Below are 15,165 nucleotides of genomic sequence, written 5' to 3'. Positions count from 1 at the left end.
GTTTTTACGGGGTCTTTAAACAAGAGGTGCAAGGTGGTTTCGTCGGGTTCGACGGAGACGACGGAGGCGGACGCGCCGTCGGCACGAATACGCCTCCGCAGCTGGCTGCTGGAGGACGTGACCGCGGCCAAGCCCGCCCGGCGGCCGGCGGCGGGGGACGCCTCGGGGGCAGCCTCGGAGGACGCCGCGCGGACGCCGTCCGAGGAAGCGGCGGCGGGGGACGCGGCGGCGCACGGCGCCCACGCCAGGCAGCGCTGGTGGCGGGTGATGTGCCTGACCGGCCTGGACTACTTCTCGACGCTCGGCTACCAGCCGGGCATCGCCGCCCTCGCCGCGGGCGTGCTGTCCCCCATCGCCACCATCGTGCTGGTGGTGGTCACACTGCTGGGCGCGCTGCCGGTCTACCGGCGGGTGGCCAAGGAGAGCCCGCACGGCGAGGGCTCGATCGCGATGCTGGAGCGGCTGCTGTCGTTCTGGAAGGGCAAGCTGTTCGTCCTCGCCCTGCTCGGCTTCGCGGCCACGGACTTCCTGATCACCATCACGCTGTCCGCCGCCGACGCGAGCGCGCACCTCGTGGAGAACCCGCACCTGGCGAGCTTCCTCGGCGACAAGCAGGTGCTGATCACGCTGGTCCTGGTGGCGCTGCTCGGCGGGGTCTTCCTCAAGGGCTTCAGCGAGGCGATCGGCCTGGCCGTCGTGCTGGTGGGCGTCTACCTGACGCTGAACGTGGTCGTGGTGGCCGTCGGCCTCTGGAAGATCGTCGAGGCGCCGCACGTGGTCACCGACTGGACGGACGCGCTGACCGCCCAGCACGGCAACCCGGTCCTGATGGTCGGCGTGGCCCTGGTGACCTTCCCGAAGCTGGCGCTCGGCCTGTCCGGTTTCGAGACCGGCGTCGCCGTGATGCCGCACATCAAGGGCGACCCGACCGACACCGAGGCCGACCCGGCCGGCCGGATCCGCGGCGCCCGCAAGCTGCTGACCACGTCCGCCGTGATCATGAGCTGCTTCCTGATCGCCACCAGCTTCATCACCACGCTGCTCATCCCGGCCGACCAGTTCAAGTCCGGCGGCTCCGCCAACGGCCGTGCCCTGGCGTACCTGGCGCACGAGTACCTGGGCGGCGCCTTCGGCAGCGTCTACGACCTCTCCACCATCGCGATCCTCTGGTTCGCCGGCGCCTCCGCGATGGCGGGCATGCTCAACCTGCTGCCCCGCTACCTGCCCCGCTACGGCATGGCCCCGCACTGGGCGCGCGCCGTGCGGCCGATGGTGATCGTGCTGACCCTGATCGGCTTCCTGGTCACCTGGATCTTCGACGCCGACGTGGACGCCCAGGGCGGTGCGTACGCGACCGGCGTGCTGGTGCTGATCAGCTCCGCCGCCATCGCGGTGACCATCGCCGCCTACCGCAAGCGCGAGCGCGGCTGGACCATCGGCTTCGCGGTGATCTCGGCGATCTTCCTCTACACCACCGTGCTGAACGTGCTGGAGCGGCCGGACGGCCTGAAGATCGGCGCCTGCTTCATCGCCGGCATCATCCTGGTCTCGCTGCTCTCCCGGCTGCGCCGCGCCTTCGAGCTGCGCGTCACGAGCGTGGCGCTGGACGAGGTGGCGGAACGTTTCATCAGGGACTACGCGCACCGCCCGCTGCGGCTGATCGCCAACGAACCGAACCGCCGTGACGTCGCCGAGTACCGCGACAAGATCCGCCAGATCCGCGCCGACAACGACATCCCCGGCGAGGACGACCTGGTCTTCGTCGAGGTGACCGTCCGCGACGCCTCCGACTTCGAGGCCGAGCTGACCGTGCGCGGCGAGGTGCTGCACGGCCGCTACCGGGTGCTCACCCTGGAGAGCTCCAGCATCCCGAACGCGCTCGCCGCGCTGGCGCTGAACGTCCGGGACCGCACCGGGCAGCAGCCGCACCTCTACTTCGAGTGGACCGAGGGCAGTCCGTTCGCCCAGTTCCTGCGGTTCTTCCTGTTCGGGCAGGGCGAGGTGGCGCCGGTCACCCGCGAGGTGCTGCGCGAGGCCGAGCCGGACCGGGCGCGCCGCCCGAGGGTCCACGTCGGCTGACCGCCGCCCCGGCCCCGACGGCCCGTCCGTGCCCCTTGGGTGGGCGGGCGGGCCGTCGGTGGGCTCGGTGCGCGTCGGCGTGTCTCGCGCGGACGGTGGACCGCCGCCCGCGCTGGGGACGGCGCGGGCGGCGGCGGGGGAGGGGGTGGTGGGGTCAGGACGGAAGGTCGAGGACCTGGCCGGGCAGGATCAGGTTCGGGTCCTCGCCGATGGTGTCGCGGTTGAGGTCGTAGAGCGCGGGCCAACCGCCTGCGATGTCCAGGCGCTCGGCGAGGTCGTCCAGGGTGTCGTTCTTCCGGACGGTCCAGGTGCCGTCCTCCTCGTCCGAGACGGGCGCGGGGTGGTGGACGGCGTGGTGGGAACCGGTGTGGTGGGCGGCCGGAGGAGGCGGGGCGGTCTCGCGGCCCCGGCCCTGGCCGTGGGCGGCGCGGGCGCCGCAGGCGGGCCAGGGGGAGAGCCCCCGGCGACCGGCGAGGCGCTCGGCGACGGCGATCTGCTGCTCGCGGGTGGCGAGGTCGGCGCGCGGGGCGTAGTCGAGGCCGCCGTTCTCGCGCCAGGTGGACTGGTCGAACTGGAGACCGCCGTAGTAGCCGTTGCCGGTGTTGATGCGCCAGTTTCCGCTGCTTTCGCAGTCCGCCACGCGGTCCCAGTCGTACGAGCCGCCGTCCGCCCTTCCGGGGTCGGACCCGCCGTCGCGGCCTGGTGGCGCGGCGTGGGCCGCCGGGGCGGCGGCGAGGGCCACGGTCAGGGCGCAGAGCGCGGTCGGGACGATGCGGCGCAGATGGGGGGCGGTGGGAGGCATGGGCGGCTCTCAAGCTGGGGGACAGGACTGGCGTCGTCCGTGGACGGCGCACACCCACCCATGCACGCCGGTCCCGGCGAACCGGCGCCGACACGTCCGACAGGTCACCCGGGCGGCGGCCCGGTACCACCCCGGCGGCCCGCGGCCGATCGGCCGTCACCCTCGTCATCCGCCCCCGGCGCCCGCCGACCGGGCCGACCGGCGGTCGCGGAACGCGCTGGGCGCACGGCACACGCGGGGGCCGTGCGCGAGCGGACGGACTGCGGCCGGAGTACGGGCGAGTACGGACCGGGCGCGTCGGAGGGCCGGTGGCTGCTTTGGCCAGTCTGGCTGATGGTGAGTCAACTACTTGGACGGGCCTTGAGGTTCAGAACACCCAGGCCGCCGGAAGGTGTGCGTCGGCGGCCACTCTCCGTGCGCGGCCGTCGGGGCGAGCCGTCCGGAGCCAGTGGGGTGGAGAGCAGTCGCATCGCGTCGTTCACCGGGACGCAGTACTCGGCGCCGGCGCCCTACGACCGCTTCGCCCTGTGCCGGGGCCACGGCTCTTCCCGCTCGCTCTCTCGTCAACTGGCCCACGGCGCAAGGAAATCGAAAGCCGAACTCGGTCACGTCGGACCCCTTGTCAAAGGTTAGGGAAGTTTCCTAACTTGATGTCATGTCCGAGACCGAGACTCCCCGTCCCTCCCGGCGTGACCTCCTCCGAGCCGGCACGGCGGGCGGAGCGGCCCTCGCGGCGGGCGGCCTCCTGCTGCCCGGCACCGCTCTGGCCGCCCCGACTCTCCCCGCCAGCCCGACCGTCCTCGCCACCCCGACCCTCCCCGCGTCCCGCGGCGAGCGGACCGCCGGGTCCGCGCTGCGGCCCTTCGGCCGACACCTCGCCTTCGGGGCCGACCCCTCCCGCCAGGTCGTCGTCTCGTGGCAGGTGCCGGACGCGGTGACCGCCCCCTTCGTCCGGCTCGGCGCCCAGCCCGGCGACTTCGGCGCCCCGATCGCCGCCGAGGTCCGCACCCTGGTCAGCAAGCTCTCCTGGCAGCACCCGGTCGAGGACCAGCCCCTGGTCAAGCCGACCACCGTCACCCAGTACTACCTGCACGCGCAGCTGGACCAGCTGATCCCGGACACCACCTACTACTACGTCGTGGGCCACCAGGGCTACGACCCGGCCGGGCAGGGTGCCCGGCTCGGCGAGGTGGCGAGCTTCCGCACCGCGCCCGCTCCCGGCCGCGGTGCCGGGTTCACCTTCACGGCCTTCGGTGACCAGGGCATCGGCTACAACGCGGCCGCCACCGGCAATCTGATCGCCGGCCTCGACCCCGCCTTCCACCTCCACATGGGTGACCTCTCGTACGCCAACGCCGGGGGCAGCGGCAAGACCAGCGACGCGTACGACGCCCGGCTGTGGGACTCCTTCTTCGTGCAGAACGACCCCGTCGCCTCCCGGACCCCGTGGATGCCGGCGATCGGCAACCACGAGATGGAGCCGTGGTACGGGGCCGACGGCTACGGGGGCATGCGCGCCCGGTTCACGACTCCCGACAACGCCTGGAACCAGTCCACCGGCATCTACTCCTGGCGGTACCAGAACGTCGGCCTGATCAGCCTCGACGGCAACGACGTCTGCTACAACACCCCGGCCAACCTCGACCACACCAAGGGCAGGCAGAAGAAGTGGCTGGAGGCCCGGCTCGCCGCGCTCCGTGCCGACCCCGGCATCGACTTCATCGTCGTCTACCTGCACCAGTGCACCTACTCCACCTGCCACGACAACGGAGCCGAACTCGGCGCGCAGCAGGACTGGGCCCCCTTGTTCGACCGGTTCCAGGTGGACCTGGTGCTCAGCGGCCACAACCACGTCTACGAGCGGACCGATCCCATCCGGGCCGGCAAGGCCACCCGCAAGGTCGCCTCCGGCGACACCGTGGACCCGGTGAAGGACGGCACCACCTACGTCGTCGCGGGCGGCGGTGGCGGCGGCCTCTACTCCTTCCCGGCCGCCGACACCTATCTCGGGCACGAGACCGCCAACGACAAGCCCGTGCCCATGGTGGTCTCCGACCGGAGCGGGCACAGCCAGACCGTCAAGGTCACCTGGTCCAGGGTCCGCTACACCGGCTACTGCCTGGTCGCGGTCGACGTGACCCCCGCCGCCGGTGGCCGGCCCGCCCGGCTGGAGGTGCGATCGCTCACCGAGGACGGCACGGCGGTGGACCGGGTCACCGTGCAGCGGGGCTGACGGCACCCGGCGGAGCGTCACGACACGCGGCCGGCGGCGTCACGGAACGGCTGCCGGGCCGCGAGACCGGCGCGGGGCCCGTCGCTCTGCCGGGTTCCTTCGCGTGCGCTCGGGAATCCTCCGCCGCCGGGGGCGGTTGCAGTCGACGGCCCACGAACGGCGGTGCGGTTCGGCGCGGGCCCGTGACGGTTGGCCATGGGAGGACGAACGAACGTGAAGATCGGCGACATCGAGGTTCTGGCGGTCATGGACGGGGTGGGCAGCGAGGTCGCCGCCGAGATCCTCACGCGCCCCGGCGTTGAGGACCCGTGGGCCTGTCACGACCACCAGCGGGGCGCGGACGGGAGCCTCGCCCTTCCCCTGGGCGGCTTCCTCGTGCGCAGCGGGGAGCGGACCGTCCTGGTCGACGCCGGAGTGGGGCCGTTCGACGACGGCAAGTACCGCGGGGGCCGGCTGCTCGACTCGCTCGCCGCCCAGGGCGTCACCCCCGACGACGTGACCGATGTGCTCTTCACCCATCTGCACTTCGATCACATCGGCTGGGCGGCCGTCGACGGCCGGCCCGTCTTCCCCCGTGCCACCTACCGCGCCCACCGCGCCGACTGGGAGCACTTCGTGACGGGCGACGCCGCCCGGCCCGAGGCGGTTGAGAAGCTCACCCCGATCGGCGGCCAACTGGAGCTGTTCGACGGAGACTTCACCCCCGCTCCCGGTGTCGACGCCCTCCACCTGCCCGGCCACACCCCCGGTACGACGGTGTACGTGGTCTCCTCCGGCGGTCGCCGGGCGCTGCTGCTGGGGGACGTGGCCCACTCGGTGGTCCAGTTCAGCGAGCGCGACTGGCAGGTCATCTGGGACGTCGACCCCGCCGCCGCCTCCGCCGTGCGCAACCGCATCGCCGACGAGGCCGCCGACACGGACGACCTGCTGGTCGCCGCCCACTTCCCCGGCATGCGGTTCGGCCGCATCATCGCCGGGGACGGCGAGCGGCGGTTCGTCGCCGTCTGACGGGTCGTCCCTCCGTGGCCGCCGTGTCCCGGGAGCCCCTGCGCAGGAAGTCGGCCGGCCCGACTTCCTGCGCGGGGGCGGGGGCGGGTGGGGGTGGGGGTACGGGTACGCGAGCTTCCCCGTACGGCCTACGCTGACGGGCATGGACTGGCTCGATCGGGTGGCGCGGCTGAAGCGTTGGACGAAGGGCGGCGTGCGCGCGCCGCACAAGCCGTTGCTGCTGCTGTACGCGCTGGGCAGCTACCAGCAGGACGCCGAGGGCGAACTGCGGTACAGCGCGGTGGAGGAGGAGCTGAAGCGGCTGCTGGCCGAGTACGGGCCGAGGAACCCGACGACGCCCGCGTACCCGTTCCACCACCTGGTCAGCGACGGGGTGTGGGAGGTCCGGACCGATGCGGGGCCGGGGAGCCCCGGCAGCGGGATCGGGGTGCTCCGGTCGAGCGGCGCCACCGGCCGGCTCGCGCCCGGGCTGCGGGAGGCGCTCGGCGAGGAGCCGGCGCTGCTGGGTCGGATGGCCCGGGTGCTGCTGGACGCGCACTTCCCGGTGTCGCTGCACGCCGACCTCTGCGAGGCGGTGGGCCTCGACCTGGAGCAGGCCGAGACGGCGGCCGTGAGTGGGGCCGAGCTGGCGGCCCGGCGGCAGCGGGACCGGCGGATGCGTGAACTGATACTCACCGCCTACGAGTTCCAGTGCGCGTTCTGCGGCTACGACGGCGCCCTCGGGGCGAGCTCGGTCGGGCTGGAGGCCGCGCACGTGCGGTGGTGGTCGCACGAGGGACCGGACGAGGTCGACAACGGGCTGTGCCTGTGCTCGCTGCACCACAAGCTGTTCGACAAGGGGGTGCTGGGGCTGGGGGAGGGGCACCGCATCCTGGTCTCCGACCGCTTCGTCGGGCGCAGCGAGGCCAGCCGGCAGCACGTCCTCGCGCTCAACGGGCGCGTGGTCATCGGCCCGCAGCCGGGCCGCCCGCCGGTCGCGGACCGGCACCGGGAGTGGCACACGCAGCAGGTCTTTCACGGCGAGCCGCGCGAGCTGGTGCTCCAGGCGTAGGGGGCACCTGGCTGGTGGTCAGGCGGCTTCGGCGCGGTCCGTGGTGGCGGTGGCCGGCTGCGCGAGCCAGATCAGCCGGGCGGTGATGCCCGGCTGGCGGGAGAAGTGGTGGACTGCTCGCTCGGGCGAGGTGAGGGTCATGCGTACTCCCCCGCCGATGTCGATCACGTGGGTCGGTCCCTCATCGTCGGTGAGCCCCCAGGCCGCGACCCACCCGTCAGTGCCGTCGCCGCACACCTGGACGATGGCGAAGAGCCGGGGCGCGGTGTCGAGCACGAGCCCGCACAACTCCTGGTCGAAGATCGTGTCGGCGGACGGCCGAGGCGTGGCAGGGCGGGGATTTTGCGAGGACGCAGCGGTCATGGAAGTCTCCTACGTGAAGGGGAGTTGGACGCGGCGTTGCCATCGCCACAGGCAGCGATCCGTCCTGACGCAGGATCAAAAATAGCCAGCCGGTAGTATGTAGTCCACCGCTCTTGGGGGATTCATGACGTCTCTACCCCAAAGAGTGAACGGCGTCGGCCACGGTCGGCGAGGGAAGGAAACAGCGGATGCCGCCCAGCAAGATCCCGCCGAGCATCCGGCAGCGGCGACTCGGTGCGGAGCTGCGCCGGTTGCGCGAGCAGGCAGGACTGTCGGTCACGCGCGCTGGGGAGTTGCACGGCACGACACAGTCCCGCATCAGCAACATCGAATCCGGTGGATACCCGGTGAGCGCGGACCGGGTGCGGGCCCTGGCTCGCCTCTACGGTTGCGCGGACGATGCCCTGATCGAGGCGCTGACCCGCATGACCGGCGGCCGTGCGAGGGGTTGGTGGGAGGCGTATCGCGAGATCCTTCCGGCCGGGGCGCTTGACCTGGCGGAAGTCGAGCATCATGCGCGATCGATGCGAATCGCCTCAGTGGTTCACATCCCTGGCCTTCTCCAGACTGCTGAACATGCTCGCGCGCTCTTCCGCGACGTAGTCCCACCCTTGTCGCCACCTGAGGTGGAACACCTCGTATCCCATCGCATCAAGCGGCAGTCAGTGCTTTACGGCGAGCAGCCGATTCCTCTGTCGGCCATAGTCCATGAGACCGCCTTGCGCATGGGATTCGGAGGTCCGGAAGTTGCCCGTGATCAGCTGAACTACCTACTGACCATGAGCGAGCATCCTCATATCGACCTGCGGGTGATCCCGTTCGGCACCGGTAGCTACCCCAGTTCCGGAGCCGGAATCGTGTACATCCACGCAGAGGTCGCGCGGTTGGACACTGTCCAGGTCGATGGGGACCGATTCGAGTTCATTGACGCTGAGCCGCAGCTGATCAAGTATCGAGCCGTGTTGGACCGGTTGGAGGCGAGTGCGCTCAAGCCAGGCGCGTCCCGTGATGTCATCCGCCGTATCGCCCGAAGCACGTGAGACGGGAACACCATGACCCCACAGAGCTGGCAGAAGTCCTCATTCAGCGGTGACACCGCTAATTGCGTCTACGTCGCGGCGGTACCCGACGGCACCGTCGCGATCCGCGAGAGTGATGAACCCGACGTCATCCTCACCACGCAGCCCGACGAACTCCGTTCCTTCCTGCGCGCCGTCAAGGCCGGGGAGTTCGACCATCTGACGGCGTAGGCCGTCTCCCTGATCCCGAAGGGCCCGCCGGGCTGGCGGGCCCTCCAGCCGTCCACATGGTCGGCGGCCTGTTCGGCATGCTCGCCCCGCGCTGCTGCGGACGCGCCGGGTGGTGGCGCGGGTCGAGCGGCTGCCGGCCTTCATCGGTGCGTGAGAAGTCGGACGGGTCGACTTCTCACGCGACCCGTCGAGCGGACTCGGGCCGCCGGCCGCAGCGCCATCGCCGCCCCGGGGTCGTCGGAGCGCCGCAGCATCAGCCGGGGGAGGGCCGGGTGGGCGCCCAGCGGAGCACTGGTCCAAGTGGCCAGGGGAGAGGAGGTGGCCGGCGAGGGCCACCTCGGGATGCCCGGCCGCCAGGAGGTCCATGACCGCATGATGCGGCGTGGGGGGCGCCGCGAGGGGGCGGGGGTGACCGGGCGGCCGACAAGGACGCGTCCGGGTGGAGGCAATGACGGCTGTGGCGGCGGTGACGGGGCCTCGGGTCTGGCCTCGGCCGGGGCTCCGGGCCGGCCGGGATCCCGTTCGGACGGCCCGGCGCGCGGGCGTCCGGTGAGGCGGTTAGCGTCGGCCGCAAACAGGTCCTCGCATCCGGAGGTTCGCAGTGCAGCGGTGGATCACTCTGACGGTACTCACCTCGGCCCTCACCGGCCTGACCGGCGTCACCGGCGCCGCCGTGCCCGCCTGGGCGGACGACGACCAGTCCGCCACCGCCGTCGCCCTCGGCGAGGCGGCCAGGATCGACTCCAACGCCGGCGGCCGGGTCCGGGTGGACGTCGCGTACGTGTGCACCAACGGGGAGGACTCGCGTTCGCTCACCGTGTCGGTGGAACAGAAGAACCCGGAGGACGCCAACGCCACCGCCTTCGGCTCCAGCCGGACGGCGGAAGCGGACATCGTCTGTGACGGGACGCCGCAGACCCGGGAGGTCATCGTCCAGTCCAAGACCTACAACTGGCTCCCGGACGTCGACGCCATCCTGACCGCCACCATCTCCAACATCGGCGCCGCTCCGCCGGCGGCCGCCGACGCCAAGCGGATCACCCTGGCCGCCGCTGAGTGATGCGCCCCTTCGTCCGGGCCGTCGCCCTGACGTTGCTGCTCGCAGCCGGTCCCGCCCTGACCGGCTGCGTCAGCGCGTTCATGGTGCCGGGCCCGGGGGAGACCAGCAGCCCCACCGTTCTGCCGCCGTCGGAGCCGCCGACCCCCGTCGCGCCGCCCAGCCCCTTCGCGGGGACGGTGGCGGTCCGTGACTTCGCCTTCGACCCGGCCGACTTCACCGCCGGCCCGGGCGCGGTGGTGACCGTGACCAACACCGGCACCACCGCCCACACCCTCACCGCCAAGGACGGCGGCTTCGACACCGGCCCGATCGCCCCGGGGGCCAGTGCTTCCCTGACCGCGCCGATCCGGCCGGGGGCGTACTCGTACCGGTGCGGCTTCCACCACTTCATGCGCGGCATCCTGACCGTGGCGTGAGGGGCGATCGCCCCACGCTCGTGTCCCGCACCTGGGGAGAGCACGGGGGCGGCCGACGGTACGACGTCGGGGAGCTGATCCGCGACGCCCTGGCCCGGGTTCCCGTGGCCGAACCCGCCTGAGCACCGAATTCACCCGTGAACAGGGCTGCTGCGACGCGCCTCATTGTTCTACAGTTCTGTAGAACAACACGGGGCGACGATCGGGGACGAGCATGGACGGGCCGCTTCGGCTGCCGCAGCAGGATCGGGCGGACTTCGAGACGGAGCTGGGGCGCGCGCTCGCCGCTCCGCAGGTGCGGGAGGCGCTGCGGGCCGGCGGGGACGAGGCCCGGGGGGTCGAGCGGTTGCGGCGGGCGGCGCGGGAGAACGCGGCGTTCGTGCTGGCCGCGGCGGCGCCGGAGTACGAGCGGTACGCGGCGCTGCGGGCCGACGCGGACGCGGTGGCGCGGCTGCCGGTGGACGCCCCGCCCCGGGAGCGGGCGTCGGGGTGGTGGGGAGTGCTGGGGCTGGTCGTGCCGGTCATCGCGGTGGCGGCGGCGGTGGCCTTCCTGGTGCTGGGCTGGCTGCTCGGGCTGGTCGAGGACCTGGAGGTGCTGTCGCGGGCGCTGCTGGACGCCGGTTGGGTGTCGATCGGGGCGGGGGCGGTGAGCCTGCTGGTGGGCGGGCTGGGGCTGCTGGGGACGGCCCGGGCGAGGGGGCCGGAGGCCGGGGAAGCGGCGGACGGGCCGGGCGAGTTGGTGCTGGCGCGCGACGCCTGGCGACTGGCGTTGGCGCAGCGCGGGCTGGTGCCGTACCTGGTGGCGCAGGCGAACGCGGTGGACGGCCGACGGCGCTGACGGGGCCCGGTCGGGCCCCGTCAGGCCTGGTCGAGTCTCGCCGCGCGGGCGGCGTCGACCAGGAGTTGGGCGGCCTCCGGGGGAATGGACAGGCGGCGGGCGATCCAGGGCGCCGGGCGGCCGGCCCGGGCGAGCATCCAGGCGGAGTACAGGTGGCCGAGCTGGGGCGCGTTCTCGGCGAGCAGCAGGGGCCGTACGGCCTCCATCGGGAAGCCTTCGAGGGCGCGGGCGCTGTACTCGCGGCCGTTGGGGCCGGGCGGGGGCAGCGGGAGCGGGCGGCGCAGGTCGAGCCAGCGGCTGAGCAGCACGGCGCCGACCACCAGCAGGCCGGTGCCGGAGGCGCCGATCAGGATGCCGCCGATGACCGGGCGGTCCTCCTCCTCGGCCATGCCCAGCGCGATCTCCTCCAGGACGAGCAGGCCGAGCACGGTGAGCAGGGCCGCGGCCTCGGCGGGGCGCGGGTGGGTCCGGGACGTCGTCATGCGGAACCTCTTCCTCGGCAGGGTGGCCGGGGGTTTCGGATGGGCGCGGCGATTCACCTTCCGTACAACGGCGGTGGCCGTGCCCGGGGCACGCGGCACGGCTCAGGCGGCGTAATCGCCGATCTGAGTTGACGATGCGTCAAGTACGTGATGTGGGCGGCTGGTTGACCACATTCCGGAGGGTGTGGGCCGCGCCTCCTTCCGGTCGGTCGCGCCTGGGTGGTGCGATTCTCGACGGGGTGGGCGCCCGGGCGCCGGCGGGCGTCGGGACCCTCGGTCAGCATAGCCCGGGCATGCCAAGCTCGACAGGCTTGTCGAAGGCGCGGGAGCAGGCCGGCCGGGCGCGACACCGAGGGGTACCGCGCTGGTCACCCTGAGTGCGGGTGCCGGTCACCCGGGCGACGATCGCCCGGACAGCGGTGCACCGGTCACCTGTGCGTCGGTCACCCGGTGCACTGGTCACCTGTGCGCCGGTCATCCGGGCGACGATCGTCCGGGCGCTGGTCCACAGTGGTAGGGGAGGCCGGGACCGATGGGACTCACCAGTCACAAGCTGCTGGCGCTGATGGCACTGCTCGCGGTGCTCACGGTGCTCGGCACGCTGTGGGTGTGGCCCCGGCTGGCCGTCCGGAGCTGGCCCGCGGTGTTCCTGCGGCTCGGCACCATCGCCGTCACCCAACTGGCCCTGCTGCTCACCCTGGGGCTCGGCGTCAACGACTACTTCGTCTTCTACTCCAGCTGGTCGGACCTGCTGGGGCACGAACACGGGGCGGGTGTGATCCACCAGGGCTCGGCCGGGGAGAGCAGTCCCGGGCCCGCTGCCGGAAGCCCTCCCGGGCCCGGCCCCGGCCCCGGCCCCGGAAGCAGCCCCGTCGCCCCGGGCGGCCCGGCCGGCGTCCAGGTGCTCGGCCCGGCGGAGATCACCGGTGCGGGGTCGGTCAGCCGCGACCCGGCCCGGATCGGACGGCTGGAGCGGGTGCGGCTGCCCGGCGCGACCACCGGCCTCAGCACCGACGGTTACGTCTACCTGCCGCCGCAGTACTTCCAACCCGGCGGCGAGGCACGGCACTTCCCCGCCGTGCTGGTGCTGACCGGCTTCCCCGGCGACGCCGCCAACCTGGTCACCAAGCTCCGCTACCCGGCCGCCGAACTCGACCTGCTGCGCCACGGGGCGATGAAGCCGGCCGTCCTGGTGCTGATGCGGCCCTCGCCGACCATGCCCCGGGACAGCGAGTGCGAGGACATCCCGAACGGCCCCCAGGCACAGCGCTACTTCACCACCGACGTGCCCGCCGACCTGCGGGCCTCCTACCGGGTGCTGGACGGCACCGGGAGCCTGGGCATGGCCGGCGACTCGACCGGCGGCTACTGCGCGGTCAAAGTGGGCATGGAGCATCCCCAGGCCTTCTCGGCGGCGGTCTCGCTCTCCGGCTACTTCAAGGCGGCGGAGGACGTCACCACGGGTGACCTCTTCGCGGGCAGCCCCCAGCGCCGCGCCGAGGCCGACCTGAACTGGCGCCTCGCCCACCTGCCGATGCCGCCGCTCGCCGTGCTGCTCGCGGACAGCAAGGCGGACGGCAGCACCTACGCCGACTCCAGCGCCTTCGCCGCGGCGGCCCGCCCGCCGCTCGTGGTGGACCAGGAGACCGTCGACACCGGCGGCCACAACTTCACCACCTGGGACCGGCTGATCCCGCCCGCCCTCACCTGGCTCAGCGCCCACCTGCGCGACCCGGCGTAGCGGCGGGTCGCGCAGGTGGGCGCTGGCGGTGGGGCTCCCCTCCGTGGTGGGGCTCTCCCTCGTCGGCGAAGCCCCTGTCCGTCGACGAACAGCGGCCGGGCGACGAGCGGCGCCTATCGCGCCAGCAGGGGCAGCGGCGCGCCGGTCCGGGCCGGGAGTTCGAGGCGGGTGAGGAGCGCGGAGGGCGAGACCTCGACCACCCGGCAGCCGGCCCGGTGGCGGCAGTGGCGGGCGACCGAGCCGTGCCGCAGCGGGTTCAGCCGGCGGCGGGTGGCAGCGCCGAGGACGAGCAGGTCCTGCGGCCCGGTGACGGCACCGACCAGCGCGCGGCCGGGCTCGGAGTTGACCACCAGCGGGTGGATGACGAGGTCGGACGGGTAGCCCCCGTAGGCCTGCTCGAAGGCGATGTCGAGGCGCCGGCGGGCGGCGTGCTCCAGTTCGGCGAGCGGGCGCAGGCCGTCCCGTTCGTTCGCGGCCCAGGCGGCGACGGGCACCAGCACCGCCCGGCTCCGCGCCGCCTCACCGACGGCGTGGTAGAGGGCGGCCAGACTGCTCAGTGATCCGTTCAGGCCGACGATCACTCGGGTGGTCCCGGTCATCCCCGTTCGCCTCCGTCTCTCCGGCGGAACTCTCCGTCGAGTCCTGCCGGTTCGGAACTCCTTGCTTCGGATGACTCCAGTGAACCCCGGAACCGGACCGTCCGTGCGGGCGCTGACGCCACCATGACGCAGGTCCCACCGATCTTGACGGTCCCCTGGCGGCCGGGGTGTCCTCGCGGGTCGCGACCGAGGCCGGGCCCGCCCGGGTCGAGCGCGGCGCGGGGTGGCCCGGCACCCGGTCGGCCGGGGCCGCCGGGCGACCGGCTGTCAGGAGGGCGTCAAGGACGGGGGTCCGGGCGTACGCCCTGCGTCAAGGAGGGGTGCGGTCGGTGTGCGGAGGGTCTCCACTGAAGGAGCCCGGCCGCACCGGCCGCACCGGCCGCTCTCGAAGGGACCAGCCATGACCACCTCCACCGCCGTCGTCGACGTCGACCAGCCACTGGAACGGACGGTCCGCCTCGCATCCGTCACGTCGCGCCGGGACCGCCCGGAGCCGTCGGACCCGTCCCCGGCGGCCGACCGCGACCGCACCCGCCCGGCGCACTGCCGGCTCGCGCTGCACTACGAGGACTGACCACCCCGGCCCACCCGACCGCGCCCCGCAGGAGTCTCAATGGCCGAGTCAAGCCGTCTGCGCGACGTGATCGGGGGTGAAGACCCGGTTGTCGCGCAGGAGCGCCCACAGGACGCTTACCCGTCGGCGGGCAAGCGCGATGATCGCCTGGACGTGCTTGAGCCCCTCACCGCGCTTCTTCAGGTAGAAGTCCCGGTTGGGCCCGTCCTTGATGATGCTCGTCTGTGCGGACAGGTAGAACACCCTGCGCAGGCGGCGGCTGTAGCGCTTGGGCCGGTGCAGGTTGCCGGTGCGGCGTCCCGAGTCGCGCGGGACGGGCACGAGCCCGGCCGCCGAGGCCAGGTGGCCGGCGTCGGTGCAGGCGCTCAGGTCGCCGGCGGCGACGACGAACTCAGCGCCCAGGATCGGCCCGACGCCGGGGAGCGACTCGATGATCTCCGCCTGCGGGTGGGCGTGGAACGTGGCCTTGATCTGCTTGCCGATGCCTTTGAGCCGGTCGTCCAGCGCCAGGATCCGGGCCGCGAGGCCGGCGACGATCTGCGCGGCGATGTCCTCGCCTGGCAGCACGGTGTGCTGGGACGCGGCCGCCTCCAGAGCGGTTGCGGCCACCGCGTCAGCGCCGCGCACACCGCGGTTGGCGAGCCAGGCCGTCAGGCGGGCCCGGCCGCG

16 protein-coding genes are annotated in these 15,165 nt (G+C 72.9%); 11 read left to right on the top strand and 5 right to left on the bottom strand.

Annotation, left to right across the window (positions count from 1 at the left end):
* Positions 1 to 33 precede the first annotated feature (33 nt).
* A complete protein-coding gene (locus ACZ55U_RS12250) occupies positions 34 to 2,079 on the top strand; it encodes an APC family permease (protein WP_465525250.1) in 2,046 nt (681 codons plus the stop codon).
* Between the two features lie 154 nt (positions 2,080 to 2,233).
* Here ACZ55U_RS12250 and ACZ55U_RS12245 read toward each other — a convergent pair whose 3' ends face one another.
* Entirely contained in the window at positions 2,234 to 2,881 is a 648-nt protein-coding gene (locus ACZ55U_RS12245) for a transglycosylase family protein (protein WP_465525248.1), read from the bottom strand.
* 655 nt (positions 2,882 to 3,536) lie between these two features.
* On the opposite strand from ACZ55U_RS12245, the gene ACZ55U_RS12240 reads away from it, so the two are divergent.
* The 3 genes from ACZ55U_RS12240 to ACZ55U_RS12230 all read left to right on the top strand — a co-directional run bounded on the left by ACZ55U_RS12240 (position 3,537) and on the right by ACZ55U_RS12230 (position 7,173).
* Positions 3,537 to 5,114 carry a purple acid phosphatase family protein gene (locus ACZ55U_RS12240; protein ID WP_465525246.1) on the top strand — a complete coding sequence of 526 codons (1,578 nt, stop codon included), beginning with the start codon at positions 3,537 to 3,539 and terminating at the stop codon, positions 5,112 to 5,114.
* Between the two features lie 213 nt (positions 5,115 to 5,327).
* A complete protein-coding gene (locus ACZ55U_RS12235) occupies positions 5,328 to 6,122 on the top strand; it encodes an MBL fold metallo-hydrolase (RefSeq protein ID WP_465525244.1) in 795 nt (264 codons plus the stop codon).
* Positions 6,123 to 6,264: 142 nt separating this feature from the next.
* A complete protein-coding gene (locus ACZ55U_RS12230; RefSeq protein WP_465525242.1) occupies positions 6,265 to 7,173 on the top strand; it encodes a phosphorothioated DNA-binding restriction endonuclease in 909 nt (302 codons plus the stop codon).
* Positions 7,174 to 7,191: 18 nt separating this feature from the next.
* Here the strand turns inward: ACZ55U_RS12230 and ACZ55U_RS12225 are convergent, their stop codons facing one another.
* Complete coding sequence (locus tag ACZ55U_RS12225) at positions 7,192 to 7,536, bottom strand: hypothetical protein (protein ID WP_465525240.1); 345 nt, start codon at positions 7,534 to 7,536, stop codon at positions 7,192 to 7,194.
* Between the two features lie 188 nt (positions 7,537 to 7,724).
* Here ACZ55U_RS12225 and ACZ55U_RS12220 point away from each other — a divergent pair, with 188 nt between their 5' ends.
* From ACZ55U_RS12220 to ACZ55U_RS12200, 5 genes are all read left to right on the top strand, one after another.
* Positions 7,725 to 8,576 (top strand): helix-turn-helix domain-containing protein, encoded by an 852-nt coding sequence (locus ACZ55U_RS12220; protein WP_465525238.1) that lies wholly within the window; start codon positions 7,725 to 7,727, stop codon positions 8,574 to 8,576.
* A gap of 12 nt (positions 8,577 to 8,588) precedes the next feature.
* Entirely contained in the window at positions 8,589 to 8,786 is a 198-nt protein-coding gene (locus tag ACZ55U_RS12215; protein WP_465525236.1) for a DUF397 domain-containing protein, read from the top strand.
* 601 nt (positions 8,787 to 9,387) lie between these two features.
* Entirely contained in the window at positions 9,388 to 9,846 is a 459-nt protein-coding gene (locus ACZ55U_RS12210; RefSeq protein WP_465525234.1) for a hypothetical protein, read from the top strand.
* Complete coding sequence (locus tag ACZ55U_RS12205; RefSeq protein ID WP_465525232.1) at positions 9,846 to 10,262, top strand: cupredoxin domain-containing protein; 417 nt, start codon at positions 9,846 to 9,848, stop codon at positions 10,260 to 10,262. Before ACZ55U_RS12210 ends, ACZ55U_RS12205 begins: the two co-directional genes overlap by 1 nt.
* Before the next feature lie 214 nt (positions 10,263 to 10,476).
* On the top strand, positions 10,477 to 11,100 hold the full coding sequence (locus ACZ55U_RS12200; RefSeq protein WP_465525230.1) for a hypothetical protein: 624 nt from the start codon (positions 10,477 to 10,479) through the stop codon (positions 11,098 to 11,100).
* A gap of 20 nt (positions 11,101 to 11,120) precedes the next feature.
* On the opposite strand, the gene ACZ55U_RS12195 is transcribed toward ACZ55U_RS12200, so the two are convergent.
* A complete protein-coding gene (locus tag ACZ55U_RS12195; RefSeq protein ID WP_465525228.1) occupies positions 11,121 to 11,582 on the bottom strand; it encodes a hypothetical protein in 462 nt (153 codons plus the stop codon).
* A 532-nt stretch (positions 11,583 to 12,114) separates the two neighbouring features.
* On the opposite strand from ACZ55U_RS12195, the gene ACZ55U_RS12190 reads away from it, so the two are divergent.
* A complete protein-coding gene (locus ACZ55U_RS12190; RefSeq protein ID WP_465525226.1) occupies positions 12,115 to 13,323 on the top strand; it encodes an alpha/beta hydrolase in 1,209 nt (402 codons plus the stop codon).
* A gap of 113 nt (positions 13,324 to 13,436) precedes the next feature.
* Here ACZ55U_RS12190 and ACZ55U_RS12185 read toward each other — a convergent pair whose 3' ends face one another.
* Entirely contained in the window at positions 13,437 to 13,922 is a 486-nt protein-coding gene (locus tag ACZ55U_RS12185; RefSeq protein ID WP_465525224.1) for a universal stress protein, read from the bottom strand.
* Between the two features lie 400 nt (positions 13,923 to 14,322).
* On the opposite strand from ACZ55U_RS12185, the gene ACZ55U_RS12180 reads away from it, so the two are divergent.
* Positions 14,323 to 14,496, top strand: a complete 174-nt coding sequence (locus ACZ55U_RS12180; protein ID WP_465525222.1) for a hypothetical protein — start codon at positions 14,323 to 14,325, stop codon at positions 14,494 to 14,496.
* 48 nt (positions 14,497 to 14,544) lie between these two features.
* On the opposite strand, the gene ACZ55U_RS12175 is transcribed toward ACZ55U_RS12180, so the two are convergent.
* Positions 14,545 to 15,165 (bottom strand): transposase (locus tag ACZ55U_RS12175; RefSeq protein WP_465525220.1); only part of this gene is annotated, 621 nt, incomplete at its 5' end.

The sequence above is a fragment of the Kitasatospora sp. NPDC034533 genome (assembly GCF_055575155.1).
The sequence above is the reverse complement of the archived record's forward strand: the minus strand, read 5'-3'. Positions and strand labels throughout refer to the sequence as shown.

Excerpts from the sequence above, each read along its gene's own strand:
- ACZ55U_RS12245 (WP_465525248.1), bottom strand. The coding sequence starts at position 2,881 with ATGCCTCCCACCGCCCCCCATCTGCGCCGCATCGTCCCGACCGCGCTC.
- ACZ55U_RS12240 (WP_465525246.1), top strand. The coding sequence starts at position 3,537 with ATGTCCGAGACCGAGACTCCCCGTCCCTCCCGGCGTGACCTCCTCCGA.
- ACZ55U_RS12230 (WP_465525242.1), top strand. The coding sequence starts at position 6,265 with ATGGACTGGCTCGATCGGGTGGCGCGGCTGAAGCGTTGGACGAAGGGC.
- ACZ55U_RS12225 (WP_465525240.1), bottom strand. The coding sequence starts at position 7,536 with ATGACCGCTGCGTCCTCGCAAAATCCCCGCCCTGCCACGCCTCGGCCG.
- ACZ55U_RS12220 (WP_465525238.1), top strand. The coding sequence starts at position 7,725 with ATGCCGCCCAGCAAGATCCCGCCGAGCATCCGGCAGCGGCGACTCGGT.
- ACZ55U_RS12215 (WP_465525236.1), top strand. The coding sequence starts at position 8,589 with ATGACCCCACAGAGCTGGCAGAAGTCCTCATTCAGCGGTGACACCGCT.
- ACZ55U_RS12205 (WP_465525232.1), top strand. The coding sequence starts at position 9,846 with ATGCGCCCCTTCGTCCGGGCCGTCGCCCTGACGTTGCTGCTCGCAGCC.
- ACZ55U_RS12200 (WP_465525230.1), top strand. The coding sequence starts at position 10,477 with ATGGACGGGCCGCTTCGGCTGCCGCAGCAGGATCGGGCGGACTTCGAG.
- ACZ55U_RS12195 (WP_465525228.1), bottom strand. The coding sequence starts at position 11,582 with ATGACGACGTCCCGGACCCACCCGCGCCCCGCCGAGGCCGCGGCCCTG.
- ACZ55U_RS12190 (WP_465525226.1), top strand. The coding sequence starts at position 12,115 with ATGGGACTCACCAGTCACAAGCTGCTGGCGCTGATGGCACTGCTCGCG.
- ACZ55U_RS12185 (WP_465525224.1), bottom strand. The coding sequence starts at position 13,922 with ATGACCGGGACCACCCGAGTGATCGTCGGCCTGAACGGATCACTGAGC.
- ACZ55U_RS12180 (WP_465525222.1), top strand. The coding sequence starts at position 14,323 with ATGACCACCTCCACCGCCGTCGTCGACGTCGACCAGCCACTGGAACGG.